This window comes from Streptomyces sp. CB01201 (assembly GCF_002803085.1).
GTDB lineage: Bacteria > Actinomycetota > Actinomycetes > Streptomycetales > Streptomycetaceae > Streptomyces > Streptomyces hundungensis.
In genome coordinates, this window is sequence record NZ_NNBJ01000017.1 from 127,951 (window position 1) to 154,851 (window position 26,901).

The following is a 26,901-nucleotide window of genomic DNA, read 5'->3' on the forward strand; positions in this document are numbered from 1 at the left end:
GACGATCAAGCGGGCACGCCTCGCGCGACGGGCTGCGCGGCCGTGTATCCCAGCGCCGCGACCGGGTGCAGGGCCGCGTACTCCAGCGGTGCGGACGGGTCGATGGAGACGTCCAGCGGGGCGGGCTCCGCGCCCGCGCGGACCAGCAGGTCGCCGACCGCGGCGATCATCGCGCCGTTGTCGGTGCACAGGCCGAGCGGCGGGACGCGCAGGGTGATCCCGGCCGCCGCGCAGCGCTGCTCGGCGAGTGAGCGCACCCGCGAGTTCGCGGCGACCCCGCCCACCACGACCAGGGTGTCGACGCCGTGCGCACGGCAGGCGGCGACCGCCTTGCGGGTCAGTACGTCGGCGACCGCCTCCTGGAGCGCGGCCGAGCCGTCGGCGACCGGCAGCACGGCGCCCGCGTGCCGCTCGGCCCAGCGGGCGGCGGCCGTCTTGAGGCCGGAGAAGGAGAAGGCGTACGGGTCGTCGCGCGGCCCGGTCAGCGGCCGCGGGAACGCCACGGCCGCGGGGTCGCCGCCCCTGGCCGCCCGGTCGATGGCGGGGCCGCCGGGGTAGGGCAGCCCGAAGACCCGGGCGACCTTGTCGAAGCACTCGCCCGCCGCGTCGTCCAGGGTGTCGCCGAGGTGGACGATCGGGTCGCGGGCCAGGTCCCGTACGAGGAGCAGCGAGGTGTGGCCGCCGGAGACGATCAGCACCATGCAGGGGTCGGGCAGCGGGCCGTGCTCCAGGGTGTCGGCGGCCACGTGCCCGGCCAGGTGGTGCACTCCGTACAGCGGTACGTCCAGGCCGTAGGCCAGCGCCTTCGCGCCCGCGAGTCCGACCTGGAGGGCGCCGGAGAGCCCCGGGCCGGTCGTGACGGCGATGGCGCCGATGTCGGACGCCCTCAACCCGGCCTGTTCCAGGGCCTGTTGGACGACCGGGGTGAAGGAGTGGACATGGGCGCGGGCGGCGATCTCGGGTACGACCCCGCCGTAGCGCGCGTGCTCGTCCATGCTCGACGCCACCGCGTGGCCGAGCAGCCGTCCGTCCCGTACGAGCCCGGCACCGGTCTCGTCGCAGGACGACTCGATCCCGAGCACCACCGGAGTGCCCACCCCGACCACCTCTTCCGCGCGTTCTGCATGATTGTCGCTCTTGCAACCCATGTGCAATAAGGGTAGGGGGTCCGCGCGGCCCGTTGCCGCATCCGGCCCGCCGCGCGGTGGCCCCTCCGTAAGCGCCCCCCCGCCATAAGTGGGGAGAGATCCCCAGTTAGTATGCGGAGGTCGGATGCCGAGCGATCGGTGCGGAGCGAGGGGGGTTTGCGATGGCCGGGCGTCGTGGAGAGCGGATCGTCGACTGGGCGGACGGGCGGGTGGGGATCCACCGCATCGCCAAGAGCACCATGCGGAAGATTTTTCCGGACCACTGGTCGTTCATGCTGGGCGAGATCTGCCTGTACAGCTTCGTCGTCATCATCCTGACCGGCGTCTGGCTGACGCTGTTCTTCAAGCCGAGCATGGCCGAGGTCGTCTACGACGGCTCGTACGTCCCGCTCAACGGGCAGCGGGTCTCCGAAGCCTTCGACTCGACGATGCACATCAGCTTCGAGGTGCGGGGAGGCCTGCTGATCCGGCAGATCCACCACTGGGCGGCGCTGGTCTTCATCGCGGCGATGTTCGTGCACATGATGCGGGTCTTCTTCACCGGCGCCTTCCGCAAGCCCCGTGAGATCAACTGGCTGTTCGGCTTCGGCCTGCTGTTCCTCGGGATGCTGGACGGCTTCTTCGGCTACTCGCTCCCCGACGACCTGTTGTCCGGTACGGGGATCCGCTTCATCGAGGGTGTCATCCTCGCGGTGCCCGTCGTCGGAACGTACGTCCAAATGTTCCTGTTCGGCGGGGAGTTCCCCGGTACGGACATCATTCCGCGCTTCTACAGCCTCCACGTCCTGCTGATCCCGGGGATCATGCTGGGTCTGCTGGTGGCGCATCTGATCCTGGTCTTCTTCCACAAGCACACCCAGTTCGCCGGGCCGGGCCGCACCGAGCGGAACGTGGTCGGCATGCCGCTCCTTCCGGTCTATCTGGCGAAGGCGGGCGGCTTCTTCTTCCTCACGTTCGGCCTGCTCGCGGCGGTCGCGGCGGTCGCGTCGATCAACCCGATCTGGGCGTTCGGCCCGTACCGCCCCGACCAGGTCTCCACCGGCGCCCAGCCCGACTGGTACATGGGCTTCGCCGAGGGCCTGATCCGGGTGATGCCCGGCTGGGAGATCACTGCGTGGGGCCACACCCTGGCGCTCGGCGTGCTGATCCCGTTCCTCCTCTTCCCGACGGTCCTCGGCCTGATCGCGGTGTATCCCTTCGTCGAGGCCTGGATCACCAAGGACCGGCGCGAGCACCACCTCCTGGACCGGCCGCGGAACGCGCCGGTGCGCACCGCCCTCGGCGCGGCGTGGATCAGCCTGTATCTGGTGACGCTGGTGGGCGGCGGCAACGACCTGTTCGCCACGCACCTCCATCTCTCCCTGAACGCGATGACCTGGTCGGTGCGGATCGGCTTCTTCGTGGTGCCGGTCGTCGTCTTCGGGATCACCCGCCGCTGCTGCCTCGGTCTCCAGCGGCGCGACCGTGATCTGGTGCTGCACGGACGCGAGACCGGCCGGATCATGAAGCTGCCGCACGGTGCATACGTGGAGGTCCACGAGCCCCTGCCCGCCGCGCGCCTGCACACCCTGACCGCCCACGAACAGCCCGAGCCGCTCACCGGAGGGGGTTCGCTGAGGGCCCGGCTCTCGCGCGCGTACTTCGGCGACGGCGGGCAGGTCCGCAAGGCGACGCCGCGGGAGCGCGAGACCCTGGCGGCGGGGCACGGGCGGGACGACCGGTGAACGGGGTGGGGGCCAGGGCCCGTACGGGCGTGACCGGGTTGGCCGAACTGGCGGGCGGCAGGCGCCTGTTGATGACCACGTACGCCCCGGACGGCGCGGCCGTGACCGACCGCCCGTGGGTGATCCGGGACGGCCCGGGCCTCGGCATCCTGATAGCGACGGGGTCCCCGCTCGCGGCCCGGCTGCGGGCGGGGTCGCGGATCCTGCTCGGCGAGGGGACCACCGCCCCACGGGGGAGGGCGGTGTTCCTCGACGCGGAGGGGAGCGTCCGGTACCGGATCGCGCTGCTCGACAAGTACGGCCTGCCCGCGGCCCTCGCCCTGGCCCGCAGCCGTCTGCGTCACGGACTCGACGGAACGGTCGGGGTGCGCCTCGTGCTCGGTGCGGGGCCCGCCGGCCCGGGCGCGGTGGGCTCGCCGTGGCGGCCGGACTGGTCGTACAGCCTGAACTGAGGGGCGGCCGAGCCGGACGAGCCCCGGGGCGGACGGGGTTGTAGGGTCGGCGACCATGCCCCCGCAGTCGCCGCCGCAAGGCGAGAGCCGAGCCCTGCCCCCGAAGACGCCCCCGCCGCTGCGGCGGGACGCCCAGCGCAACCGGGACCTGCTGGTGGCGGCGGCGCGCGAACTCTTCGCGGAGCAGGGCCTGAACGTTCCGCTGGACGAGATCGCCAAGCGCGCCGGGGTGGGCAACGCCACCCTGTACCGGCGCTTCCCCACCCGGGGCGACCTGGTGGAGGCCGTCTTCCACGAGGACCTCGGCGCGGTGATGGCCTCGGGCGAGCGGGCGCGCCTCGCCGACGACGCGTGGGACGCGCTCACGGCCTACCTGGAGGACGTCTGCGCGATGCTGGCCCGGGACCGGGGGGTGGGCGAGCTGATGACCACCGGGATCGAGGGCGTGCCGACCCTGGACGCGATCCACGTCCACAACCACACGACCCTGAGCGAACTGATGCGCCGGGCCGCGGCGGACGGCGAGCTGCGCCCGGACGTCGTCACGGAGGACCTCCTCTTCGCCCTGAGCGCGCTCGGCACCTCGCTCCCCGCGATCGAATCGGTCAGCCCCGGCTCCTGGCGCCGCCCCCTGGCCCTCCTCCTGGCCGGTTTCCGCGCCTGCGCCCAACGCCCTTTGCCGGCCCGCCCCCTGACCCCCGAGGAAACGGCCCGGGTCCACCGGGAGCTGGGCGGAGAGGCGCCGGCGGGGTGAGGCCTCTAAACTCCTGGGCTCGGAAATCCTCGGTGCGCAGAAAACAGCGGTAACGCTATCAACCGGTATCCGCGGGACGCCAGACGCAAGACGAGAACCTGCCAGGTGCGCGGAATCGGCACTCGGACCACGCCTCGGCCTGGACAATCATTCGCAGGCCGATGCCGAGGAAAGCAGGGCCGGGGAGAGCGGGATCGCGCCCCCTTGCCCGTGAGCCGCGCATGGCTTGTCTCGGCGGAGCCCGGACAGGTGGCCGCACATCGTCGGGCCAGGCACATCGTCACGATGGGCGGGCCGGTCACGGGGCGGATCCTGGGCCTGGGTGGCGATGCGGCACGCAACGTACGGCTGGACGGGGGATTTACCGATGCGGGATTTACCGATGCGGGATATGGCGACGGCTGCAAGCGCCGAAAGCTGCCAGTGCGAAATGCTGCGTTTTCCTCACGGGGAAGAGGGAGTGCTGAACCGACTCAGCGCGAGGGAGAAGGAGGTTCTGTATCTGCTGGGAACGGCGGCGAGCAACGTCGGTATCGCCCGCAGGCTGGGCATTGCGGAGAGAACCGTCAAAAAGCATGTGGCGAATATTCTGGCCAAATTGGGCGTATCTTCCCGGCTCCAGGCCGCCCTGGTGGCCATCGTTCAACACGAACTGATCTGCCCGCATGTGGTGTCCGCCCGGACCCTCCCCTTGCGTACACCTCCCCAAGAGTCACTTTCCGCCCAGGGCATCGCCGCGCAGGCTGTGGGAAGTCGTCTGCGCTGACGCGGACCGGCCCTCCGGCGGGGCCTCGGCCGGGGCCGGGTGCCCGACACTCCGTGCGGGCGGCCCGTGCGGGCGGCCCGTGCGGCCCCCCGGTAGAGGCCCCGCCCGATGAACCCGTCGGACCCGCCCCCGCGCCCACGGGGGCGGGTCCGGCGTCTTGCGCCCCCGCGGCCGCGGGCGGCCGGGTGGCCCGATGTCTTACGCCCCCGCTACCGCCCGCTCGGTACGGTGCTCCGGCCAGCAAAAAGGCCCTCCCGAAGGAGGGCCGGACGCCCGGTTGGGCTGGGCGCCCCCGGCAGGACTCGAACCTGCGGCCAAGCGCTTAGAAGGCGCCTGCTCTATCCACTGAGCTACGGGGGCCGGATGGGGCCTGGGTGGCCTGGAGCCCCGGGCCGGCGAGGGCGTGGGTCCGGGACGGTCCCGGGCCGGTGACCTTGCCGGGGACAAGGATAGGGCTCCTGTCACCTCGTCCCGGTTGCTTCACCTGCGTGGCACGATGTGGAGGTTCGGTGAAGCGAACCGATAATCGCAGGCAGGTACGAATCGTGCAGCGCTTTTGACGCTCGCGGCGCAGGGTGTTGTGCACTCGTTATGCCTGCGTCCCACTCGTCCCGTGTGTCCCATCTGTCCGTTCGGCGCGTCTCGGTGGCCTATGGACGCGCGCGGAAGTGGCCATACGCTTCAAAAAGCCGCCAAAATTGGGCATTCTTCGCATGTGGTGACCATGGACGTACGGCCTCAGCTCATCGACGCACTTTCCGCCCTGCGCGACAGTGTCGCCGCCGTGCGTCTCCCACTGCCCCTGCCAGGCGCCCCGCGCGCCCGGCAGACGCGCAGTGAGCTGCTCGCACAGCTCGACGACTATCTGCTGCCCCGGCTCCGAGATCCCGAAGCCCCGCTCCTCGCGGTCATCGGCGGCTCGACCGGCGCCGGCAAGTCCACCCTCGTCAACTCCCTTGTGGGGCGCAGGGTCAGCGAGGCGGGCGTGCTGCGGCCCACCACGCGGACGCCCGTGCTCGTGTGCCACCCCGACGACCGGGAGTGGTTCTCCGGGCCGCGCGTGCTGCCCGAACTCACCCGCGTCTGGCTGCCGCAGCAGCACGAGGACGCCGAGCGGGACGGCCGGATCGGGCAGGACGACGACGGGGCCGTACGGGTCGAGACGGCCACCACGCTGCCCCGCGGACTCGCGCTCCTGGACGCCCCGGACATCGACTCGCTGGTCGTCGGCAACCGCATCCTGGCCGCCGAACTCATCTGCGCCGCCGACGTCTGGGTCATGGTCACCACCGCCTCGCGGTACGCGGACGCCGTGCCCTGGCATCTGCTGCGTACCGCGAAGGAGTACGACGCCACGCTCGTCACCGTCCTCGATCGGGTGCCGCACCAGGTGCTCGCCGAAGTGTCGCGGCAGTACGGGGCGTTGCTCACCCGGGCCGGGCTCGGGGAGGTGCCGCGGTTCACCGTGCCCGAACTGCCCGAGTCCGCCGGGGCCTCGCACGGGCTGCTGCCCTCCACCGCGGTGGCCGCGCTGCGGACCTGGCTCACCCACCGCAGCCAGGACCCGGCCGCCCGCCAGCAGGCCGTCGCCCGTACCGCCTCGGGCGCGATCGAGTCCCTCAACGCACGGATGCCGGAGCTCGCTTCGGCCGTCGCGGCCCAGTACGCCGCCGCCGTACGCCTCACCGGCGCCGTCGAGGACGCGTACGCCAAGGAGGGCGACCGGGTCCGGCGCCGGCTGCGGGCCGGCGAGGTGCTCGCCGGGGACGCGCTCACCCGCTGGCGCGCCCACCCCGGCGGCGCCACCTCCGCCGAGCTCCTGGACGCGCTCGTGGACAGCCTCGCCGAGCTGCTCCGGTGCGCGGCCGCCGCCGCCGACGAGCGGGTCAGGGACGCGTGGGCGCGGGAACCGGCCGCGGCAGGGTTCGGCGACGAGGTACGCCATGTGGACCCGGAGGACCGCATCGGGCTCGCCGTACGGCGCTGGCGGCGGGTGCTCGAAGAGCTGGCCGAGGACGAGGTGCGGGAGATGGAACGCTCGGTCGCGCCCGACCCCGAGACGGTCGCGGCGCTGCTCGCCGCCGCCCTGCTCGGTGGACGCCGGGCCCGCCGGGCGGGCGAGCGGCTCGCCGAAAGGATCGGCGCGCAGGGCGCGCTGCGGCTGCGCGACAAGGGCGGCGAACTCGTCGCCACGTACATCGACCAGGTGCTCGGCGCCGAACGCGAACGGCGGCTCGCGCCGCTGGACGCCCTGGAGGTGACGCCCGAGCCGCAGGCCGGGCTGATCGCCGCACTGTCCGTAGTGCAGAAGGAGAGGAAAGCGGCATGACGCAGGAGGTCGAGGACCGCTGGGCCGACGGGCTGATCGCGCGGCGCGCCGCCGAGCCCGGCGAGATGACGTCCCCCCGCGAGGAGGGGGCTCAACCGCAGGACGACGTCACGTTCGAGCCCATCGGCGGGCCGTACGTCGGTGAGGTGCGCGGGCGCCTGGACGCGCTGCGCGAACTCGTCGGCCTCTCCCGCACCCGGCTCGACGCGACGGCGCTCGCCGAGGCCGGGCGGGTGCTCGACGAGGCGTCCGCACGCCAGCGCCTGTCCGCGCGGCACACCGTCGTGGCCGTCGCCGGGGCCACCGGAAGCGGCAAGTCGACCCTCTTCAACTCCCTTGCCGGAAGCCAGATTTCGGACACCGGTCTGCGCCGCCCCACCACCGGCGCGCCCATCGCGTGCAGTTGGACCGACGGCGCCGCGGGCCTGCTCGACCGGCTCGGCATCCCCGGCCGGCTGCGCCGCCGCCCGCTCGACAACGCGGGCGTCGACCTGGAGGGCCTGGTCCTCGTCGACCTCCCCGACCTGGACTCGGCCGTCGTCTCGCACCGGCAGGCGGCCGACCGCGTCCTCGCGCTGGTCGACGCGATCGTGTGGGTCGTGGACCCCGAGAAGTACGCCGACGCCGTCCTCCACGAGCGCTATCTGCGGCCCCTCGCCGGGCACGCCGAGGTCAGCTTCGTGGTGCTCAACCAGGTGGACCGGCTGCCCGGCGAGGCCGCCGACCAAGTCCTGGACGATCTGCGCCGGTTGCTCGACGAGGACGGCATGGCGCTCGGCGAACACGGCGAGCCCGGTGCCTCGGTGCTCGCCCTGTCCGCGCTGACCGGCCAGGGCGTGGGCGAACTCCGCGAGCAGCTGGGCCGGTTCGTGCAGGAGCGCGGCGCCGCCGGCCGCCGGCTGGCCGCCGACGTGGACGCGGCCGCGGCCGAACTGCGCCCGCTGTACGTGGCGGACGGCCGGCCCGGACTCGGCGAGCGGGCCCGCCGGGACTTCGCGGACCGGCTCGGCGAGGCGGTCGGGGCCTCGGCCGCGGGGGAGGCCGCCGAACGCGAGTGGCGGCGCAACGCGCAGCGCGCCTGCGGGACTCCCTGGCTGCGGCTGTGGCGCTGGTACGACCGGATCCGCGTCCCGGCCGTGCAGCGGCCCCGCTCCGACGCTCAGATCGAGGAGCAGGTCACCGCCCGCCAGCGGGTCGAGCAGGCGGTCCGCACGGTGGCCGACGAGGCCGCGGCTGGGCTGCCCGCGCCCTGGGCCCAGGCCGTGCGCGAGGCGGCGGTGCGGGGCGCCGACGGGCTTCCGGAGGCGCTGGACGAACTCGCGGTGCGCGAGGAGCTGGAGCGCGGCACCTCGCCCCGGCCGCGCTGGTGGCCCGCTGCCGTACTGGCCCAGATGTTCATGACGGGCATTCAGATCGTCGGCGGGCTCTGGCTGCTCGGGCAGATTGTGGGGGTGCTGACCCCCGGCCTGATCGTCCCGGCGCTGGTGATGCTGGGCGGCATCGTCGGCGGCCCGCTGATCGAGTGGGCGTGCGCGGTCGCGGCGCGCGGCCCCGGGCGGCGCTACGGCCAGGAGGCCGAACGCCGGCTCCGCGAAGCCGCAGCGGCCTGCGGCCGGGCCAAGGTCCTGGACCCGGTGGCCGCCGAGCTGCTGCGGTACCGGGAGGTGCGCGAGCAGTACGCGGCGGTGGTGGGGTCGGGGTGACGGGGTCCGGGGTGACGGGGACGGGGTCCCGGGTGACGGGACGGGACGGGGCGATGGGGCGGGGCGACCGGACGAGGGGACGGGGCGACCGGGCGAGGGGCGCGGCCCGGCCGTGGGGTCGCCCGGCGGGGTGAGCGGGTTTTCCACAATCCGGGGGTAGTCCACAGGCCCCGGCACACACTCCCCGCCCGGTCCAGCATGGAGATCGACAGCGCAAGGGTTCGATCGACGGCTGGACCGGGCGGGGTTCTCTCTGCCCGGCGCGAGCCGGTGGGCATCGGGCAGGGACGGTACGGGGGTTGAGAGCAGTGAACGAGACGATGGTGACGCTGGTCGGCAATGTGGCCACGCAGGTGGAGTGGCGCGAGACGGCGACGGGCGGGGTGGCCCGGTTCCGGCTCGCGGTGACCGCGCGCCGCTTCGACCGCGAGCGGCAGTCCTGGGTCGACGGGGCGACCAGTTTCTACACGGTGTGGGCCGGGCGGGTGCTCGGCATGAATCTGACGGGGTCGGTCGCGATCGGTGAACCGGTCGTGGTGCACGGGCGGTTGAAGGTGCGGGACGAGGAGCGCGAGGACGGGTCGCGCCGGTTCTCGGCCGATGTCGACGCGGTGGCGATCGGGCACGACATCTCGCGCGGGACCACCGCGTTCCGCCGGGTGTTCAAGGGCGGGGCGAGCCCCGTCGAACGGGCCGGCCCGCACGGGGCGGAACTCGGCCCGGCGCCGGGCGGCGAGGCGGTCGTAACCGACGCCGCCGGGTCCGTCCCGGCCGGGAGGAGCGGGGCGGTTTCGGCCAGGGACGTCCCGGCGGTGGTATGGGAATCGGCCACACCGGTGGCCGAGACGGTTCCTCCGACGCCCTTCTAGGCGGGGGGACTTGAGGGAGGAAGTTGGGGAAGGGGCAGGAAGAGGGCGTGCGGTCCGAGGCCGGCCGTTGTCCCGAAACTCCCCTTCTGTCCAGGGGATTTGTCGATAAGCCCAGGTGGCACACGTGTTTTGGGATAACGATTGCGAATCGGAATGGTTATCTGATGTCATCCCTGCGGATCGCCGACTTCCGCATCCCTAGGATTCCGGCGTACTCACGGGGCACTTGAGTCTGCCGGCGAGGCACTTCCCCCACGCGCACCTCTCGTGCACGCGCACCACATGCGAAAGCGCCTCGCCCGAAGGGGAATTCTGTGTTTTCAGCCGTTCACGGGCCTACCGCCCGCAAGCGGGGTGCGCTGCGCCTCGCCACCGCCACTGCCGTCACGGGACTCGTCGCGGCCGGTGCGATAGCCGGCGCGGGCACGTCCTTCGCGGACGACAAGCCCGCCGCCTCGTCTTCGGGTGTGCATGCCACCCTGAAGAGCGCCTCCGTCACGGTGGGGGCCAAGATCGACGTCAACAACCACGGCAAGAAGACTGCGCCCGTCGGTGGACTGTTCGAGCTCAAGGTCGACAACGCGGGCGTCATCCAGACGTACTGCATCGACCTGAACCACGAGACCGTGGACAACGCCAGCTACAAGGAAGTGACCTGGGCGGAGTCCTCTCTCGCGAACAAGGCCGAGGCCGCCGGCAAGATCAACTGGATCCTCGACCACTCCTACCCGAAGGTGACGCCGGACCAGTTGTCCAAGGCAATCGGCGGCAAGGACCTCACCAAGGACACGGCTGCCGCTGCCACCCAGGCCGCGATCTGGCACCTCTCCGACGACGTCGAGGCCGTCCCTCAGGACGCCGCGGCGGCGGAGCTGACCACGTATCTGCTCGCCAAGGCGGAGAACAAGCCGGAGCCGAAGGCTTCCCTGGGCTTCGACAAGGACGCGGTCTCCGGCCGCCCGGGTAGCCAGGTCGGCCCCCTCACGGTCCAGACCAACGCCAAGAAGGTCGCCCTGGGGATCGCCCCGGGCGCGGCTGCCGGTGTGCAGCTCACCGACGTGAACGGCAAGGTCATCACCTCCGCCGTCAACGGCACCCAGGTCTACTTCAAGGTGCCCAAGGGCACCGCCGACGGTTCCGCCAAGGTCACCGCCAGCGCGCAGACCACGGTTCCGGTCGGCCGGGCCTTCGTCAGCGACGGCGAGATCCAGAGCCAGACCTTCATCCTGGCCAGCACCAGCGTCGTGCCGGTCACCGCGGTGGCCACGGCCAAGTGGGCGGACCAGGGCGCTGCCCCGGCCGTCTCCGTGAAGAAGGACTGCGTCAAGGGCGGCCTCGACGTCTCGGTCAGCAACAAGGGCACGAAGGACTTCGACGTCGTCGTGCTCGGCAAGAAGCTGACGGTTCCCGCGAACTCCTCGCAGACGGTCTTCGTGCCGGTCGCGGAGGACGCGAAGTACGACTTCACCATCGCCGACCAGCACTTCTCCGGCGTCCTCGACTGCAAGACGGCCGGCACCGGTACGCCCACCCCGTCCTCGAAGCCCAGCCCCGCCTCGGCCGGTGGTACCTCGACCGGCGGCAGCTCGACCGGGACCAACGGCGGCACCAACCTCGCCGAGACCGGTAGCTCCAGCTCCACCCCGATGATCGCCGGCGCGGCGGTCGTCCTGGTGCTGCTCGGTGGCGGCGCCGTCTTCTTCCTCCGTAAGAAGAAGACCGCGGGCAACTGACCAGCAGCCCGGCAGTGCGGTGAGCTCCCACTGAGCTGACCCCGACGGCCCCGGTACGCGATCGCGTACCGGGGCCGTCTGCCGTCGAACAAGGGGGCCGTCGCCTACGGGGCCGTCCGCCGTCCTGCTGTGCGGCTTGCCCCGTGCCGGCTGCCGTGCGGGGAAATCGCGATCCCCGGCCACGGCCCGTTACCGTCCGACTACCCAAGTCCACCCAAACGCCCAGGTCATGGGCCACCGGCCATACCCGTTTCCCCCGGGGGGTGGCCGTCAGGCAAGATGGGGTGTTTTTGGCGAGTCCGACCATGAAATGTGTCCCTGACCAGCAGCGGAACCGCTTGCCAAGGGCCGGTTTGGGGCCGTGGGCCGTCTGTGGGCCGTCAGGCCGCTTCCGGGAGCCCCGGCAGGGTCCCGGGGTGGATGCGGTGGAAGACGGCCGACACAGCCTTGCGCGTCCGCTCCTCGCTGCTCGGCATCAAGTGCGTGTAGATCCGCAGTGTGAAGCCAGGGTCCGAGTGTCCCAGATAGATGCTCAGAGCCTTGATGCTCTCCCCACCGTCCAAGAGCATCGACGCGTAGAAGTGACGCAGAGCGTGCATGCCGTCGTCGGGTGCAGCGGCATAGCGCTTGCCTCGCTCCCTGGGTGGGATGACACCAGCGGACGCCAGGGCGGGCTTCCATACGGAGTCATCGAAGTAGCTGCGCCAGATGGCACGCCCCACGCCACTGGTGAAGACCAACTGCCGGGCGACCAAGGGGCCGTCCGGTGTCTTCCACGGCAGCTTCACCTCAACCGGCGGAAACCGGCGCATGTGGTCACGGAAGGCGCCTGCTACCACGGGGCTGAGCGGCACGTCCCGCAGCTTGCCCCTCTTGGGCGGGGCGAACACAAGCGTTCCGCGTACGCGCTTGACCTGCTGGCGCACGTACACCCATCCGGTCCCGAAACCGATGTTGTCCGCGTCCAGGCCCAACACTTCGCCCTGGCGCAGTCCGCAGCCGCCGGCCGCATCTACGGTGGCCGCGTACCGATCGGGTAGCCCGGCACGCACCGCGAGTACGCGAGACTCGGGCCACGGCTGAATCAGCCGGGGATCGGGGTCCGGGGCCTTGACCGACTGGGCATGGCACGGGTTCTTCTTGAGTACGCCGTCATCCACGGCCGCGTTGAACAGAGACGACACCGAGTCGTAGATGGCACGCCGGTAGGTGGCGTTCGGTACGGCGGACTGAAGAGCGCTCAGCCAGGTGCGCACGTGTTCAGGCTTGAACGACCCCATAGGGCGCTTACCCAGGTGGGGGACCGCATGAAGCCGAATGCGCCGGTCGACAGCTTCCTGACTTCCCAGGTCGGTTGTCAGACCGCCGAGCCACTTCGCTGCGTACTCGCGGAACGTGACCTGTCCGGCCTTCGGGTCGATGTAGTCGCCCGTGTCCATGTCCGCCTGAATCTTCGTGAGCCACTTCTCAGCGCGCCCCTTCTGGCGGTCCGGGAAGCTCTTGGACTGCTCGGTGCCATCGGGGCCGACGTACCGCGCGCGGTAACGCAGCCCGATGCCGTACCGGTCGCTCTTGATGCGGTGAGGCTTGCCGTCGGCGCCGATGTCGGTCTTGTACCAGCGGTCTTGAATGTGGCCTGCCACTTCGGACTCCTCGGGAACGTGAGCAGGGACGCGACCGGTGGTCGCGTCCCTGCTGGGGCGGTGGGGTTCAGTCGTCGTGGTCGGAGCGGCTGTCGACCCAAGCGCGTACGGCGGCAGGGTCGTAGCGCACGTGCCGGCCGACTCGGAAGCCGGGCGGCCCTATGCGCTTCTTGCGCCAGGTGTAGAGCGTTTCGACGCTCTCCAGGGCGAACAAGGCCACCAGGTCTTCAGGGGTGAGGTACCGGTCCGGGAGTCCGGCCCGCAGGGTGGCGCGCGGGTCGCTGGTCGTTGGCGTGGCCATGCGGCAGGTCTCCTTGTCGTGGAGGCGGAACGGCTGGGTTGGTTCTCGGGCTTCGTGGCTGTGCTGTCCGAGGCGGGGATTTCTGCGTCATCGCGTCATCCGCGTCATCTGAGCCGTTGACGTGCGGTTTTGGGTGACGCAGGGGTTCGGGGTCTGCGTCACCGGTGACGCAGCCGTCCGTCATCGGGTGACGCACCGATGACGCAGGTGACGCACGATGACGCAGGATTCGGCGGTCTGCGTCACCGCTGTTGTGGCAGGTCAGGGGCCGTCTGGCGTGCCGTGGTGACGCGGGTGACGCAGAGCTTCCCTTCTTAGGAAAAAAGAGGGGGTGGTTTCTGTGGTGGTGCGGTGCTGCTTCGAGCGTGGATGCGGGGCCGCTTCGCGGCGCGACCCTTGCCGAGCGGCTGGCGCCGCCGGAACGGCAAGAGGAGCACCCGGCGAGGCGTGCTCCTCTTGCTTGTCCGCCCGACGGGGCCGCAGGTTAGAACGCCGCTTGCTGCTCAGGTGGCGGGGGCGGGGCCTGGCGGGCCATCTCGATGTAGCGGGCGGTCTTGCTGCGGCCCCAGTCCACGAGGACGCCTCGTGCGGCCAGGGTGGGCTGTAGGCGTTTGAGGCGGTCTGAGAGCACCTTGCCGGTGGTCGGCCAGCCTTTGGGCAGGGGGCGGCATTCCTCCCCGCTGTAGAGGCCGGTGAGGGCGTGCAGCCACTCGGCCGACGTCATCCGTTGCTCGGTGCCCGGGTCTAGGTCGGCGGCGTGCTTGAGGACGGTCTGCGCGAGGAGGTCCCCTTCGATGACGTCGTCGTTCAGGTCGTCCAGGCTGGCCCGGTAGGCGTCGAGGGTGCCGAGCCCGGCCACCGCGTCGAACTGGGCGCACAGGTGGGCGAAGTCGGCCATGCGCAGGTCGGTCGGGGTGACCGCGTCGGCGGCCCGCACCTTGACCGCCAGGTCGAGGAGCGACCCGAGGACGATGGGTAGTGCTTCGGCGTAGTCGGCCCAGAGTTCGGCTTCGGTGCGCCGTACCCGGGGCCGCTCCAGCCGCAACGGCAACAGCCGCTCAGCGAGGTCGGGGCGGATGACGCCGACGTCGATGCCGGTCAACAGAAGCGGCCGGCGGTAGCGGGAGCGGTAGACGTCCCCGTCACTGAACAACGCGCGCTTGATGCTCTCGGCTCCGGTGACGATGCAGCACATCAGGTCCGAGAGGTCCGGAGGGAGGTGGGAGAGATTGTCGAGGGCGGTGACCCATCCGGCGGCCACGGCCGTGATCAGGTTCTCCTCATCCTTCGGCGCGCGCCGAAGGTCCCCGGTCATCCCTTCGAGGATGCGGACCAGCATCCGCCCGCCGGTCGACTTCCCGGCGCCCTGGGGGCCGGTGAGGAAGGGGGCGGGGACGGGCACGGAGGGTTCCAGGCAGCCGAGGAGCCAGGCGATGGCCAGGCACTCGGTGGCGGGGCCGGCGAAGTTGCACAGGCCCAACAGGAGGTCGATGCCCTTGCCGTCCGTGTCCGTCGCGGGGAGGGGGAGTTCGCCGGTGAGCTGGGTGCGCCGCCAGCACACCTCACGCGGGTCGGGAACGAGGATCTCCCACCCGGTGGGGTGGATGCGGACGGACTGGCCGTCGTCGCGGCCCAGGTCCAGCCACGTCGCCCCGTCGAACCCGGGGGCCACGCGGATGTGCGTGGGCTGAACGTCTTCCGCGAGTGCGAGTGCTTCGATCAAGTCCAAGGCCTCCTTCATGGCGGTGCCGTTGAACACGCCGTGCCCGTCGCGGAACAGGTCGACCATGAGTTCTTGGCGGTGGCTGCCGGTCGTGCCCTGGGATCGGATCGGCCGGGCGACGGGGTGGCCGTTGCGCTGCGCGTACACGGTGCCTTCGGTGGTGCGGAAGTACCGGAAGTGCGCTTGCGCGTATTCGGTGATGACCTTCCGCGCGGGGTCCTTCTCGTCCTCAGGCATGGTTCACATCCCCAGGGCGGTGCGGGCGTTGGACCACGCGTCCGCGCAGTGCCGGGCGGACTCGCCCCGGGCCTGCGCGGCGGCGAACAAGCGGGCGGCGTGTGCGTCGGTGAGGCAGCCGCACCGGCCGTGCGTGGACAGCACCGCCAGGAAGGTGCGGTACACCGTCGCGTGCACCGCGCTCCGAGCCTCGGTGATCCGCTGCTCCGCCATCGCGATGCCGCGTTCCAGGTAGGCGGGCGTGCGGTGCGGGCACTCCCCGCCCCCGGCCAGTGCGGCCACGGTGACGACGGACGGGCGCCGGGCCGGGGACGGCTTCCCGACCAGCGCGCGCACGGCGTCCGGCAGGGCGGTGAGGGTGCCGGTGCCGTGGCCGCGCCAACGGGCGTAGGCCATGGTCGACTTGATGTCGACACCGGCCCGGACGCCGTTCACGGACCGCATGGTGCCCTGATAGACCCAGTGCTCCCCGCGCGTCGTGGGCAGAGTGCGGGTGGGCGGCAGGCTTTCGCGGGCCCATGTCACGGCGGCTGGCGTATCGAGATCGACCACCGTGAGCCCGGCGCCGCCGGGGTGGTAGCCGATGCCTACCGCTCGGTGCCACGCTCGCACCCAAGTCGGGGAGTTGATGACGCCGGGGTCGGTGGTCGCGGCGGCCCAGGCGTGGCACACGTCCGGGCAGGCACAGGGTCCGGCGTTCTTCATGTTCGGACGCCCACCGCACGCGTTGTTGGCGCAGGTAGGGCAGTTGCCGAACGGGACTTTGCCCCGGCGCAGGGGCAGCACCGGCAGGCCCGCACGGGCCAGGTCCAGCGCGCTGGTCAGGAGATCGCTCACGGCAGCGAGAGGCGGGGGCGGGGTGCCCTCTCGCCGGATGTCGGTGGGTTGCGTCATGCTGGGGTACCTCCACTGTTCAGTTGAGCTGTGCAGGTGGACAAGGGCGGCCCCGCGACTTTGGCGAGACGAGGGGGCCGCCCTTGGCGTAGCTAGAACGGGGGTTCGTCGCTCCAGGGGTCGCGCTGCTCGGGGCGTCGGCGCAGGAGGCGGGGCAGGCGCGGGAGCGATAGCAGGGTCAAGCGCCATTCGGTCCAGCAGGGGCAGGGGTACCAGTCGGTGCCGGCGTATTCGCCTTCGTGGTCGCCGTAGTCGCACCCGATACCGCCGTCGCCCTCACAGTCGGGGCAGTCGGGGCGGGGGGTGTCGGTCAGGATCAGCGTCCGGCGGGACCAGCCGGTGAGCTGTAGGCGGAGTCGGAGCACGGGGCTGCCTTTCGACGGTGTCAGGAGGCGCGGACTCGGGGGCGGTTGCGGGTGGTGTCGGGGTATTCGCTGCTACGCGGGGCGGTGTTGGGCCGGGACCCCATGTAGGCGATTCCGCCCGGGGTGGTGGAGGCCATGCCGGGGTAGCGCCTGGGTGGTCTGGCCGGTGTGTGAGCCACGGGGGTTCCCCTTCCTGCCTGGTCAGCCGTGGAAGCGGTTGCGCTTGAAGATCGCTTTGCGGATGTTGACGACGGTGCCGCCGTCCCCGTGGCGGGGGCCCAGGACTTGGGCCGCGATCCAGCCGCCGAAGATCACGGCCGCGAGGATGATGAGCTGGTGGATCAGGGCCGCCATGGCGGCGATGAACGTGGTCAGGACAAGCAGCCCGCCGCACGCGGCGGCGAACCCGATTCCCCCGAGCGCGACGTTCACGGCGGTGCGGGACACGGCCGGTTTGGCGGTGACGGGTTCGGGCTTGGCCGCGTCGATGGCGTAGCCGGTGACGACGCGTCCGTCGGGCAGGACGATGCTCGCCACGGTCGGCACGGTGCCCGGCTGGTGGGGCGTGAGCGGTGCGGGAACGGACGGTATCGGGGCGGGATAGTGGACTTCCACGGCCCGTTCTATGGGCGCGTGCCGGGCCTGTTGGGGGAACATGCGGAATCCCTTCCGGAGATGGGCAGGGAGGCAGAGACACCCCCTGCCGGGAGCGTGGTGGAGGGGGTTTCGGGGGTGCTGACCTGCGCGGCTCCCTGACTCCCTGACAGATCATTTGCGCAGGTGAGAGGGAGGGAGGCGGGTCAGGGAGGGGGGTAGGGAGTTCTCCCTGACTCCCTGACCCGCCGGGGCTTCGCTCCCTGATCTATGCGGCGGAAGCGGAACCGTCCGCGTCGCGGTTGGCGAGCGCCCGGGCGATGCGGTCACGGCCCACGACCATGACGCCATCGGACTTGTAGGGCTCGGCCCCGGTGCCGTCGAGGACGCGCTTGAGATCGAGGAACGACCACTTGCCGTAGGCGTCGGCGTTGAGGGCGGCGAGCCGGGCGAGGACATCCTTGGTCCGCACCCGGTCGGCCGTCCCGACGACGGAGGCGATGTCAGCGAGCGGGTCAAACTCCTCGCCCCGCTCGATCGCGTGCAAGGTGGTGACGCCGTCGCGCAGGGCCTTGGCCCGGTCGGTGATGGCCACGGCCGCGTCGTCGTCGATGTAGTGCGTGCGCACGGTGATGGAGGCCTGCCCGGCGGGGATGGCGATACCGTCCGAGGCGACAACCAGCGTGCCCCGGTCGAGCCCCGGACGCAGGAGGTTCGGGGCGGCGCCGCCGTCAACGGCCTTGTCCCCGAGTGCCATCCGGGCCTGCGACTCGGTGCCGAGTGCGAGCGATGCACGCGTGTGGGCACCTTCGCGGACCAGCTTGGGCAGGTTCTCGTTGGTCGGGTCCTGGGTGCCCTGCCACATCAGGACGTTCACGGCCCGACCCTGGTTGTGGATCTTGCGAACGGCCATGAAGTACCGGGAGTTGGCCTTCGAGCCGCCATACGGGCGCCTCTGGTCGTCCTTGGCCGGGCACATGAACGCCACCTGCGCCTCATCCACCAGCACGATGAGCGGCGGGAACGCGGTCCCCTGCGGTGCCTGGATGCGGCGGTTCATCTCATCCACCGCACCCTCAACCATCTCCGTGACCTGAATGACGTGATCGTCAGTCGGTCCCTGAATCAGCGTCTTCGCCAGCCCGTCGAACATGGCCCAGTCGCCCACGCCCTTGAGGTCGCCCATCAGGAACTGCACCGACTTGTCCAGCGCCAGCCACAGAGCCAGCGACCGCAGCGCCACGGTCTTGCCCTGGTTGGAGAGACCCGTGATCAACAGGTGGCGCTGGTAGAGGCTGATGGCCGCAGCATCCCCGCGCAGGTCCTGGCCCCAGGGGGCGCGGCCCTTGACGTAGTCGGCGGTCATCGTCTCGTCCGTGACCAGCGGGGACGGGCCGATCGGCTCATCCAGCGCACCACTGTCAGCGACCCACAGGCGGACGGTGCGGGCGGCTTGCGGGATGGTGATGAACACTTCGTGCTCATGCCGGGACAGGTTCTCGGCAAGCTTGCGGCGCCGGTTCTGCACCTCGTTCGTCGAGACGCCGGAGGGGAGGGTGACGTCGACTTCGACGCCGCATCCGGCGATGCGGATCGGGCCGAGCATCGCCGCGCCGGCGTCGCCCATTTCCTTGATGGCCCGCCCGAGTGCGGGCACGCCGAGGTCGCGCAGGGCCTTGACGACGATGGACGGGGTGATCGGCTCGCCCTCACCGTTGCGCACGGCCGCCGGGAGCGCCCAGTTCGGGGCGGCTTGCTGGTGGCGGCCGACTCCCCACAGGGCGAGCAGCGCGAGGAACGGGCCGATCGTGACGGCCGGACCCCACACCACCGTCGCCACGGTGATGAGCAGGTTGATGAACTCGACCGTCGCCATCAACGGCGTGACGACCTGGGTGACGTCCTTCGTCGCGACCGCCATGACGACACCGAGGGCGACCAGCGAGCCGACGCCCATGCCCGCGCTCACGGCCACGCCCTTGGCCGCATCCAACGGGGAGTGCAGGAGGTCCATGCGGCGGCGGTGGCGGGCGTCACGGAAGCGCTGCCCGCGCTCCTCCCACTCGGCCGCGACCTCGTAGTTCCCGGCAGCCTCGGCGGCCCGGAGCATGCGTTCGTAGCGGGTGGCGGTGCGACCCTCCCACGTCCGCTTGACGACGATGCGGGTGCCGCCGACCACGTACATGCCGTGCCGGACCGTCAACCGGGCGGCGCTGCGGGTGTGTTCGTGGGTGACGATGGCGCGCACGGCCCGCCCGGAGCGCACCCACAGGGGCACCGGCGGCTTTTCGGCGCCCGGCGCTACTACAGCAAGGCTCGGCGCCCCAGAGGGCCCCGGAGGGGCGCTGGTGGCGTCTTTGGTGAGGCGAACAACGTTGGAATCCATGGGAGTTGACTCCTGACGGTCCAGGTTCGGAGAGAGGGAAGGGATGGTGAGGGCGGGGGTGGTCACCACCAGCCGGAAGACTTCTTGGCGGCCTTGGTCCGGGCGGCGTCCGTGACGATCCGCTGCCGCTCGGTCCGCAATGCGGTGATCTCCGCGATCAAGCGGGTTTCGGCGCTCTGCCACGCGGTGTCCATGGCCCGGTCGCCACGATCGGTCCCGGTCCCCTTGTGCAGTCCGCGCGCGGTGGAGACGGCCCCGCCCAGCACGGCCCGGCGCTCACGGCCGTTGAGCGGCCACAGCTCCCGGTTCTGGACCGCCTGCAACTTGCGTTCGTTGTTCTGGATCTCCCGGTCAAGGCGCCGGGTGTCGGGCTTGCCCATGTCAGGCGCTCCTCGGAGAGGTGGAACGGGAATCGCAGGGCACGCAGGTGCCGAGCGAGAGCGGGATGACGTATCCGGCATCGCGCCCGCACCCTGGGCACATGCGGCGGGCGGCGTTGGCCTTGGCCAGTGCCGCCCGCCGGGCCGGGGTCATCGGCCGCACGGGCTTGGCCAGGTCGACGCGGTACAGGAACGCGACCAGCGGGCCCCGGCGCCGCCGGGGCCGCTCCAACTGGGCCGCCACCTCCTGACCACCCGGCCGCAAGCCCCGCGCACGGAGCTGGCGACGGGTGGCGAACCCGTCCGGCGCCAGGCGCCACCGGTAGACCGGCAACGTGGCCATCAGGCCACCCGCTTCCACGCGGAGCGCAGACGGACTTCAGAGGCGGCGTGCCCGGCGGAACGGAAGCGGGCGGCCATCTCCCGGTACGAGAGCGCCGGGGTCTGGCTGGTGCGGATCTCGTCCACCAACGCGTCCAGCGCCGCATCCGTCAACTGAGCCCCTTCGAGGGCGGGCACGGGCTCGGTGGGGCCCCAGACGGGCAGCTCCCACGGGCGCGTGACGCCGGGCGTGACGGGGGCGGTCACGCTGGTCAACGCCCTGCCCGTCTCGGTTCCCGCCCGGGTGGACTCCAGCGTGGCCCACGCCTTGGAGAGCGTCTTGGCAGTGCTCGCCTGAACCCGTGCGACGCGCGCCCCGGACTGCGTCACGGCAGACAGGCGCGTCTCCTCCGTAGCGGCTTGGGACCGCAGCCGGGCCCGGGCAACAGCGGCTTCGTCGCGGGCTTCCTGCCGGATGCCCTGGATCGCGTCCAGCGCCCCGGCCGTGAGCGCGGTCTGCTCCCACAGACCGTGCACCAGCCACAACGCCTTCGCCGCCACGGGCAGCCACGCGACCGCCAGCCACGCGCCGGTAGAGGTCTCAGCGGTGAGGGCGTGGGCGACCAGAACACCGGTGGCGATGAGGCCGAAGCCCCAGCCCACGGCGGTGACTGTGTGGCTGTGGTCGCCCTGTGCGGCGAGGCGGCGTTCGTAGGCCAGGGTGGCGAGCCATCCGCCGTCGATGCCGAGCCCGACGACCAGCGCGACGGGCCACGGGACGGCCGTGCCGAGCCAGAGCAGCACCACGGCCAGGGTCAGCACCATGGACACCGCCGTCATCGCTACGGCAGGCAGAACAGTTTTAGTCCTCATGCCGCACCGCCCGCAGTGCGCGCGTGCTGGTTGCCCACCGCCCGGCGGGCCGCCAGGACCTTGCGCCGGGCCCGGCGGATACGCCGGGTGTCCAGCTCGTTCGGGGTGCGGTCGAGCGTGATGATCTGTGCGTCCAGCAGCTCGACTTCCGCCAGGATCAGCGGCATCTCGATGTCGATGGCGTCGAGTTCGGCCGGTGTCGGCTCGATGTCCGGCAGGGTGCCGGTAACGGCCGTCTGAAGTGCGGCGATGTACTTCATGAGTCGTGGTCTCCCTAGCAGGTGGTACGGCTCATGCGGCCCCGGAGTTGCACCTCCGGGGCCGCGCCGTTGAAGGGGTCGTGCGGGCTGTTTTGCGGGTCAGGCGTAGAGGGCGGTGGCGCCTGCCGCGCGCAGTGCGGTGTGTGCCTGGCGGGCCCGGAGCCCGGCCGCGTCCAGCTCCTCGGCCGGGACGTCACCGAGCGCCATGGCCGCGTCGACCGCTTCCTGAGCGAGCGCCAACAGGCGGCGGTCGCTGGTGGCCATGTGGAGGGTGTCCATGGCGGAGGTGACGGCCGAGCGGGCCGCGTAGCGGGCCTGCCGTGCCTCCACCGTGTCGGCCAGAGCCTCGCGGCGGGCCTTGATCTTCAGGTACTGCTGTTCGCGGTGACCGACCAGAGCGGCCAGCAGCGCCGGGACGGCTTCGGCCAGTGCCTGGCGGCGCCGTTCGGACTGCGCGGCCCGGGTGGTGCGGCTTGCGGTCAGGTGCTGCATGAGCCCGGCGACCAACGCGCCGGCGAGCGTGCCCAGTACGGCTATCAGCGTTGCGATCATGACGTCCCCCAGAGGGTTCGGATCGGATGGTCCGGCTCCCTGCCACCCCGCCCGTACGACCACACGGGCCGGACGGGCGGAGGAGGCAACCGGCCGCCGCGTAGCGGCGAGTGGATGAGCGTGCAAGTCCCCTTTGGGAGCGGAACTCCCGTTGAAGGCGTATGGGGACGTGACCTTTCGGTCTCAAGCCCTCCGGCTGACAAGGCGCCGGGAAACCTCCCCCCGTCCAACGCGGGGCCCCTGGGTCATGCAGGTACAGCGCAATCGGGAACAACTCAAGGGAATTGGACCGCTTGCTCAACTTGTTGGTACAAGCTGATGCAGTGATGCTGCACCCACGGACCGTGAGTCGTCAAGGGATTGGGGCCCACATGTACCAACAAGTTGCGCGAGTGCGTCATGATGAGGGCATGAGCAAGCAGCCGAAGTATCGGCAGGTGGCCGACGCGCTCCGCCGCGAGATCGACAACGGCACGTACGCCCCTGGGGCGCGGTTGCCGTCAGAAAGCGAACTGTCCGCCCGGTTCGATGCGTCCCGCAATACGGTGCGGTCGGGTCTGAACCTGCTGGTCACGGAGGGATTGATCTCGTCCAGCCAAGGGCTGGGCTACGAGGTGCGTTCGCATGAAGTCTTTGTGCTGAACGCGTCCCGCTTCGAGAACTTGGATCTCCCGCAGAACGGCGACGCGTACAGCACCGACGTGACGGCCGCCGGCCGCCGGCCGCATCAGACGTTCCGGGTGGAGCTGACTACGGCCCCGGAGTACGTGGCCGAGCGGCTCAAGGTCGAGGCCGGGGATACGGCGGTCCTGCGGTTCTGTCACCGCTTCGTGGACGACGTGCCATGGTCCACGCAGGCCACCCACTACCCGGAGTGGCTAGTCACCAAAGGCCCGCGCCTGACCGAGCCGGGAGACATCGCCGAAGGGACGACCCGCTATCTCGCCAGTCTGGGCATTGAGCAGATCGGGTACTTCGATGAGATCGCTACCCGCATGCCGACGCCGGAAGAGGCCCGGCTCTTGGAGATAGGAGCCGGGGTGCCGGTGCTCCTCTGGACGCGTACCGGATTCTCGGATGAGCGCCCGATCCGCTGCACCATCACGACCTTCCGGGGCGACCTGAACCGGATGAACTACGAGATCGGCGAACTGTCCGCCCGAAGCGAGAACGAGCCCCAGTGATAATCACCCCTGCCCAGCCGGGCGACCTTGCCAAGCTGCTCGCATTCCGAGAGGAGGCGGCGGCTTGGCTGAGGGAACTCGGGAGCGACCAGTGGAGCCGCCCGTACCCGGCCGACCGTCTGATGGCCACCATCGAGAGCGGGACCGTGTTCATGGTCTGCGACGGGGATGCCACCGCCGCCACCATCACACTGACCCCAGAGGCTGAGGCGGGTCTCTGGACGGGTGACGAACTGGGCGAGCCGTCGATGTTCATCAACAAGCTCACCGTTGCCCGCACTCACGCCGGGCAGAACGTCGGCGGCCGGTTGCTCGACTGGGCAGGGGACCGGGCGCACCGCGCGTCCGCGAAATGGCTGCGGCTGGATGCTTGGACCACCAACGAGGGTCTACAGCGCTATTACCTTCGCCAGGGGTTCGATCACGTCCGGACCGTGAGGGAAGGGGGAGCGGTCAACGGTGGCCCGCGCGTCTCGGGATGGTTGGCGCAGCGGCCGGCCCGTCCCACGGATCACGGGTTCGTAGACCTGGCCCCCGCTCCATCTGCCGTTTCGCCCATTTCCTGATGCGCGGCTGGGGCCGTCTGTGGGCCGTCAAAGGGCCGCCAACGCCGACTGATGCCCACCAACGTCGACCGCTCGGGGGAGAGCGGCCGACGGAAGGAGCGCTGATCAGCGGCCTCTGACCTACCCATTCGCTCGCAGGGGTGGCGGTACGGCAAGATGGGGTGTATCTGCCCACACATCGATCTGCCGGACGGTTTCTCTTGGCTGAGTTCATCTACACCATGCGCAAGACGCGCAAGGCGCACGGCGACAAGGTGATTCTTGATGACGTCACCTTGAACTTCCTGCCCGGCGCGAAGATCGGTGTGGTCGGCCCGAACGGTGCCGGTAAGTCCACCGTTCTCAAGATCATGGCGGGCCTTGAGCAGCCCTCCAACGGTGACGCCTTCCTGTCGCCCGGTTACAGCGTCGGCATCCTCATGCAGGAGCCCCAGCTCGACGAGTCCAAGACCGTCCTGGAGAACGTCCAGGACGGCGCCGCCGAGATCATGGGCAAGCTCAAGCGCTTCAACGAGGTCGCCGAGCTGATGGCGACCGACTACTCGGACGCGCTCCTCGAAGAGATGGGCAAGCTCCAGGAGGACCTGGACCACGCCAACGCGTGGGACCTGGACGCCCAGCTTGAGCAGGCCATGGACGCGCTCGGCTGCCCCCCCGGCGACTGGCCGGTCACCAACCTCTCCGGTGGTGAGAAGCGTCGCGTCGCGCTCTGCAAGCTGCTCATCGAGGCCCCGGACCTGCTCCTCCTCGACGAGCCCACCAACCACCTCGACGCCGAGTCGGTGAACTGGCTGGAGCAGCACCTCTCGAAGTACGCGGGCGCCGTGGTGGCCGTCACCCACGACCGGTACTTCCTGAACAACGTGGCCGAGTGGATCCTGGAGCTCGACCGCGGCCGCGCGCTGCCCTACGAGGGCAACTACTCCACGTACCTGGACAAGAAGGCCGCCCGCCTGAAGGTCGAGGGCCGCAAGGACGAGAAGCGCGCCAAGCGCCTCAAGGAAGAGCTGGAGTGGGTGCGGTCCAACGCCAAGGGGCGTCAGACCAAGTCCAAGGCGCGTCTGGCCCGCTACGAGGAGATGGCCGCCGAAGCCGACAAGATGCGGAAGCTGGACTTCGAGGAGATCCAGATCCCGCCGGGCCCGCGTCTGGGCTCGATCGTCGTCGAGGTCGAGAACCTCTCGAAGGCCTTCGGCGACAAGGTCCTGATCGACGACCTGAGCTTCACGCTGCCGCGCAACGGCATCGTCGGCGTCATCGGCCCCAACGGCGCCGGCAAGACCACGCTCTTCAAGATGATCCAGGGCCTGGAGACGCCGGACAACGGCTCGATCAAGGTCGGCGACACGGTCAAGATCAGCTACGTCGACCAGAGCCGCGCCAACATCGACCCCAAGAAGACGCTGTGGGCCGTCGTCTCCGACGAGCTGGACTACATCAACGTCGGCCAGGTCGAGATGCCGTCCCGTGCCTACGTCAGCGCCTTCGGCTTCAAGGGCCCGGACCAGCAGAAGCCGGCCGGTGTTCTCTCCGGTGGTGAGCGCAACCGCCTCAACCTGGCGCTCACGCTCAAGGAGGGCGGCAACCTGCTGCTCCTCGACGAGCCCACCAACGACCTCGACGTCGAGACGCTGTCCTCCCTGGAGAACGCGCTCCTGGAGTTCCCCGGTGCCGCCGTCGTGATCTCCCACGACCGCTGGTTCCTGGACCGAGTGGCCACCCACATCCTTGCCTACGAGGGCGAGTCCAAGTGGTACTGGTTCGAGGGCAACTTCGAGTCGTACGAGAAGAACAAGGTCGAGCGCCTCGGCGCGGACGCGGCCCGCCCGCACCGCGCCACGTACAAGAAGCTCACCCGGGGCTGATCGCCAGTGGCCCGTCATATCTACCGCTGCCCGCTGCGCTGGTCGGACATGGATGCCTTCGGGCACGTCAACAACGTGGTCTTCATCCGGTACTTGGAGGAAGCCCGCATCGACTTCATGTTCCGCCTCGCACCGGGTGACGGGTCGCCGTCGTTCCAGGGCGGGTCCGTCGTGGCCCGGCACGAGATCGACTACAAGCGGCCCCTGGTGCACCGGCACGAGCCGGTCATCATCGAGTCGTGGGTGACGAAGATGGGCGCGGCGTCGCTGACCATCTCCTACGAGATCAAGGAGCCCGGCGACGAGGGCCTCGTGTACGTCACGGCGTCCACCGTCGTCGTGCCCTACGACCTCGCGGCGGGGCGGCCTCGGCGGATCACCGCCGAGGAGAGGGCCTTCCTGGGGGAGTACCTGGACGACGGCGTCCGCTCCGACGACGCCGTACGTTCCGACGACGGTGTCCGTGCCGACGGTCAGGAGCGGGCCGCGGCATGAGCGCCGTGCTGGGGTTCGACGATGCCAGGGAGGTGGCGGACCTCGCCGCCTTCCTCGGTCGCCTGATCCACTACGACCGGGCCGCCGCCGTCCGTCTCCAGGCGGGTGGCGGCGCGCTGGCCGTCTTCGGCCGGCCGCCCTCCTTCGAGGTGCTCGCGATCCGCACGGCCCGGCTCGTGGACGCGTCCCTCTCCCTGGACGTGACCGTCTCCGCCGGTGAACTCCTCGAATCCCTCGACGAGTCGGCGGCGACCGCGGGCGTTCCCGTCGCCGTCACCGGGCCGCCGTGGACCGGAGTCCTGCCGCCGCGCGGTGGCTGGCAGCCGGTGCCGGGGCTGCCGGAGCCCGAACGGATGCGGGGGGCGGTCTCGGCCGCCGTCGCCGAATTCCGGTCCCGGGACGAGCAGTTGCCCGAGGCGCTGCGCACGCGGGCCGAGCGCGAACGGATCGGGCGCGAGATCTGGTCCCGTACGCTCGGCTCCACCGAGCTGCCGCTGCGGGCCGTGCACGCGGCCCAGTCGCTCGGGTTCCTTCGCCCCGTACGCGCGCTCGCCTCGGCGGGCGCGCCGTCCGCCCCCGAGCCGGTGGCCCTCTTCGCCTCCGGCCCGTGGCTGCGGCTGCGTACGCCCTATGGCTCGGTCGCGCTTCGCCGTGCCGGTGCGGCGGGGTTGACGGTCACGCCGGCCTGACCGTCTCCTTTGCGGGCCGGGGCGCGGCGGCCCGGGGTGCGGTGGCCCGGGGTGCCCTACTCCGCGCAGTTCCCCGCGCCCCTTGGGTTGCCCTT

General features: G+C 70.9%; 27 protein-coding genes and 1 tRNA gene. 13 read left to right on the top strand and 15 right to left on the bottom strand.

The features are described 5' to 3' along the window. Window positions 1-5 precede the first annotated feature (5 nt). Complete coding sequence (gene tsaD, locus CG740_RS30320) at window positions 6-1,148, bottom strand: tRNA (adenosine(37)-N6)-threonylcarbamoyltransferase complex transferase subunit TsaD (protein ID WP_442802861.1); 1,143 nt, start codon at window positions 1,146-1,148, stop codon at window positions 6-8. A gap of 161 nt (window positions 1,149-1,309) precedes the next feature. Between tsaD and qcrB the strand changes: the two genes are divergently transcribed. The 4 genes from qcrB to CG740_RS30340 all read left to right on the top strand — a co-directional run bounded on the left by qcrB (window position 1,310) and on the right by CG740_RS30340 (window position 4,844). After that, window positions 1,310-2,872, top strand: coding sequence for a cytochrome bc1 complex cytochrome b subunit (gene qcrB / locus CG740_RS30325; protein ID WP_100578471.1), 1,563 nt, complete (start codon window positions 1,310-1,312; stop codon window positions 2,870-2,872). 29 nt (window positions 2,873-2,901) lie between these two features. Further along, entirely contained in the window at window positions 2,902-3,324 is a 423-nt protein-coding gene (locus tag CG740_RS30330) for a PPOX class F420-dependent oxidoreductase (RefSeq protein ID WP_100578472.1), read from the top strand. A 55-nt stretch (window positions 3,325-3,379) separates the two neighbouring features. Then, complete coding sequence (locus CG740_RS30335; RefSeq protein ID WP_100578473.1) at window positions 3,380-4,078, top strand: TetR/AcrR family transcriptional regulator; 699 nt, start codon at window positions 3,380-3,382, stop codon at window positions 4,076-4,078. Between the two features lie 367 nt (window positions 4,079-4,445). Next, the gene (locus tag CG740_RS30340) at window positions 4,446-4,844 is read left to right on the top strand and encodes a response regulator transcription factor (protein WP_234376558.1); all 399 of its coding nucleotides are present in this window, start codon (window positions 4,446-4,448) and stop codon (window positions 4,842-4,844) included. Between the two features lie 287 nt (window positions 4,845-5,131). On the opposite strand, the gene CG740_RS30345 is transcribed toward CG740_RS30340, so the two are convergent. Further along, a tRNA-Arg gene (locus tag CG740_RS30345) sits at window positions 5,132-5,204 on the bottom strand. Between the two features lie 364 nt (window positions 5,205-5,568). On the opposite strand from CG740_RS30345, the gene CG740_RS30350 reads away from it, so the two are divergent. The 4 genes from CG740_RS30350 (at window position 5,569) to CG740_RS30365 (ending at window position 11,478) form a co-directional block, all read left to right on the top strand. Next, window positions 5,569-7,173, top strand: a complete 1,605-nt coding sequence (locus CG740_RS30350) for a dynamin family protein (protein WP_100578475.1) — start codon at window positions 5,569-5,571, stop codon at window positions 7,171-7,173. Next, a complete protein-coding gene (locus tag CG740_RS30355; protein ID WP_100578476.1) occupies window positions 7,170-8,876 on the top strand; it encodes a GTPase in 1,707 nt (568 codons plus the stop codon). The genes CG740_RS30350 and CG740_RS30355 overlap by 4 nt, the downstream gene beginning before the upstream one ends. 308 nt (window positions 8,877-9,184) lie before the next feature. Continuing rightward, on the top strand, window positions 9,185-9,745 hold the full coding sequence (locus CG740_RS30360) for a single-stranded DNA-binding protein (protein WP_100578477.1): 561 nt from the start codon (window positions 9,185-9,187) through the stop codon (window positions 9,743-9,745). A 314-nt stretch (window positions 9,746-10,059) separates the two neighbouring features. Next, window positions 10,060-11,478: a thioester domain-containing protein gene (locus CG740_RS30365; protein WP_100578478.1), complete on the top strand. Its 1,419-nt coding sequence runs from the start codon at window positions 10,060-10,062 to the stop codon at window positions 11,476-11,478. Between the two features lie 380 nt (window positions 11,479-11,858). On the opposite strand, the gene CG740_RS30370 is transcribed toward CG740_RS30365, so the two are convergent. The 13 genes from CG740_RS30370 to CG740_RS30425 form a co-directional block, all read right to left on the bottom strand. Beyond that, on the bottom strand, window positions 11,859-13,121 hold the full coding sequence (locus tag CG740_RS30370; RefSeq protein ID WP_100578479.1) for a tyrosine-type recombinase/integrase: 1,263 nt from the start codon (window positions 13,119-13,121) through the stop codon (window positions 11,859-11,861). A 67-nt stretch (window positions 13,122-13,188) separates the two neighbouring features. Further along, window positions 13,189-13,422: a helix-turn-helix transcriptional regulator gene (locus CG740_RS30375; protein WP_100578480.1), complete on the bottom strand. Its 234-nt coding sequence runs from the start codon at window positions 13,420-13,422 to the stop codon at window positions 13,189-13,191. Window positions 13,423-13,906: 484 nt separating this feature from the next. Further along, window positions 13,907-15,382: an ATP-binding protein gene (locus CG740_RS30380; protein ID WP_100578481.1), complete on the bottom strand. Its 1,476-nt coding sequence runs from the start codon at window positions 15,380-15,382 to the stop codon at window positions 13,907-13,909. 3 nt (window positions 15,383-15,385) lie between these two features. Beyond that, window positions 15,386-16,276, bottom strand: a complete 891-nt coding sequence (locus CG740_RS30385) for a bifunctional DNA primase/polymerase (RefSeq protein WP_234376559.1) — start codon at window positions 16,274-16,276, stop codon at window positions 15,386-15,388. Between the two features lie 92 nt (window positions 16,277-16,368). Beyond that, complete coding sequence (locus CG740_RS30390) at window positions 16,369-16,641, bottom strand: hypothetical protein (protein ID WP_100578482.1); 273 nt, start codon at window positions 16,639-16,641, stop codon at window positions 16,369-16,371. 20 nt (window positions 16,642-16,661) lie between these two features. Further along, window positions 16,662-16,820, bottom strand: coding sequence for a hypothetical protein (locus CG740_RS39895; protein WP_159030434.1), 159 nt, complete (start codon window positions 16,818-16,820; stop codon window positions 16,662-16,664). A 22-nt stretch (window positions 16,821-16,842) separates the two neighbouring features. Continuing rightward, window positions 16,843-17,298 carry a hypothetical protein gene (locus tag CG740_RS30395; protein WP_100578483.1) on the bottom strand — a complete coding sequence of 152 codons (456 nt, stop codon included), beginning with the start codon at window positions 17,296-17,298 and terminating at the stop codon, window positions 16,843-16,845. A 205-nt stretch (window positions 17,299-17,503) separates the two neighbouring features. Beyond that, entirely contained in the window at window positions 17,504-19,621 is a 2,118-nt protein-coding gene (locus CG740_RS30400) for an FtsK/SpoIIIE domain-containing protein (RefSeq protein WP_100578484.1), read from the bottom strand. A gap of 62 nt (window positions 19,622-19,683) precedes the next feature. Next, window positions 19,684-20,001, bottom strand: coding sequence for a hypothetical protein (locus CG740_RS30405; protein ID WP_100578485.1), 318 nt, complete (start codon window positions 19,999-20,001; stop codon window positions 19,684-19,686). A gap of 1 nt (window position 20,002) precedes the next feature. After that, complete coding sequence (locus CG740_RS30410) at window positions 20,003-20,344, bottom strand: RRQRL motif-containing zinc-binding protein (protein ID WP_100578486.1); 342 nt, start codon at window positions 20,342-20,344, stop codon at window positions 20,003-20,005. Next, window positions 20,344-21,195 (bottom strand): protein spdB, encoded by an 852-nt coding sequence (locus CG740_RS30415; protein ID WP_100578487.1) that lies wholly within the window; start codon window positions 21,193-21,195, stop codon window positions 20,344-20,346. The genes CG740_RS30410 and CG740_RS30415 overlap by 1 nt, the downstream gene beginning before the upstream one ends. Further along, entirely contained in the window at window positions 21,192-21,455 is a 264-nt protein-coding gene (locus tag CG740_RS30420) for a DUF6284 family protein (protein ID WP_100578488.1), read from the bottom strand. The genes CG740_RS30415 and CG740_RS30420 overlap by 4 nt, the downstream gene beginning before the upstream one ends. A 99-nt stretch (window positions 21,456-21,554) precedes the next feature. After that, entirely contained in the window at window positions 21,555-22,007 is a 453-nt protein-coding gene (locus CG740_RS30425; protein ID WP_100578489.1) for a pRL2-23, read from the bottom strand. 410 nt (window positions 22,008-22,417) lie between these two features. Between CG740_RS30425 and CG740_RS30430 the strand changes: the two genes are divergently transcribed. The 5 genes from CG740_RS30430 to CG740_RS30450 all read left to right on the top strand — a co-directional run bounded on the left by CG740_RS30430 (window position 22,418) and on the right by CG740_RS30450 (window position 26,806). Beyond that, complete coding sequence (locus tag CG740_RS30430) at window positions 22,418-23,191, top strand: GntR family transcriptional regulator (protein ID WP_100578490.1); 774 nt, start codon at window positions 22,418-22,420, stop codon at window positions 23,189-23,191. After that, a complete protein-coding gene (locus CG740_RS30435; protein ID WP_100578491.1) occupies window positions 23,188-23,757 on the top strand; it encodes a GNAT family N-acetyltransferase in 570 nt (189 codons plus the stop codon). The genes CG740_RS30430 and CG740_RS30435 overlap by 4 nt, the downstream gene beginning before the upstream one ends. 200 nt (window positions 23,758-23,957) lie before the next feature. Continuing rightward, window positions 23,958-25,622 carry an energy-dependent translational throttle protein EttA gene (gene ettA / locus CG740_RS30440; protein WP_100578492.1) on the top strand — a complete coding sequence of 555 codons (1,665 nt, stop codon included), beginning with the start codon at window positions 23,958-23,960 and terminating at the stop codon, window positions 25,620-25,622. A gap of 6 nt (window positions 25,623-25,628) precedes the next feature. Further along, window positions 25,629-26,117: an acyl-CoA thioesterase gene (locus CG740_RS30445; RefSeq protein ID WP_100578493.1), complete on the top strand. Its 489-nt coding sequence runs from the start codon at window positions 25,629-25,631 to the stop codon at window positions 26,115-26,117. Beyond that, complete coding sequence (locus tag CG740_RS30450; RefSeq protein ID WP_100578494.1) at window positions 26,114-26,806, top strand: hypothetical protein; 693 nt, start codon at window positions 26,114-26,116, stop codon at window positions 26,804-26,806. The genes CG740_RS30445 and CG740_RS30450 overlap by 4 nt, the downstream gene beginning before the upstream one ends. The last annotated feature ends 95 nt before the right edge of the window (window positions 26,807-26,901 follow it).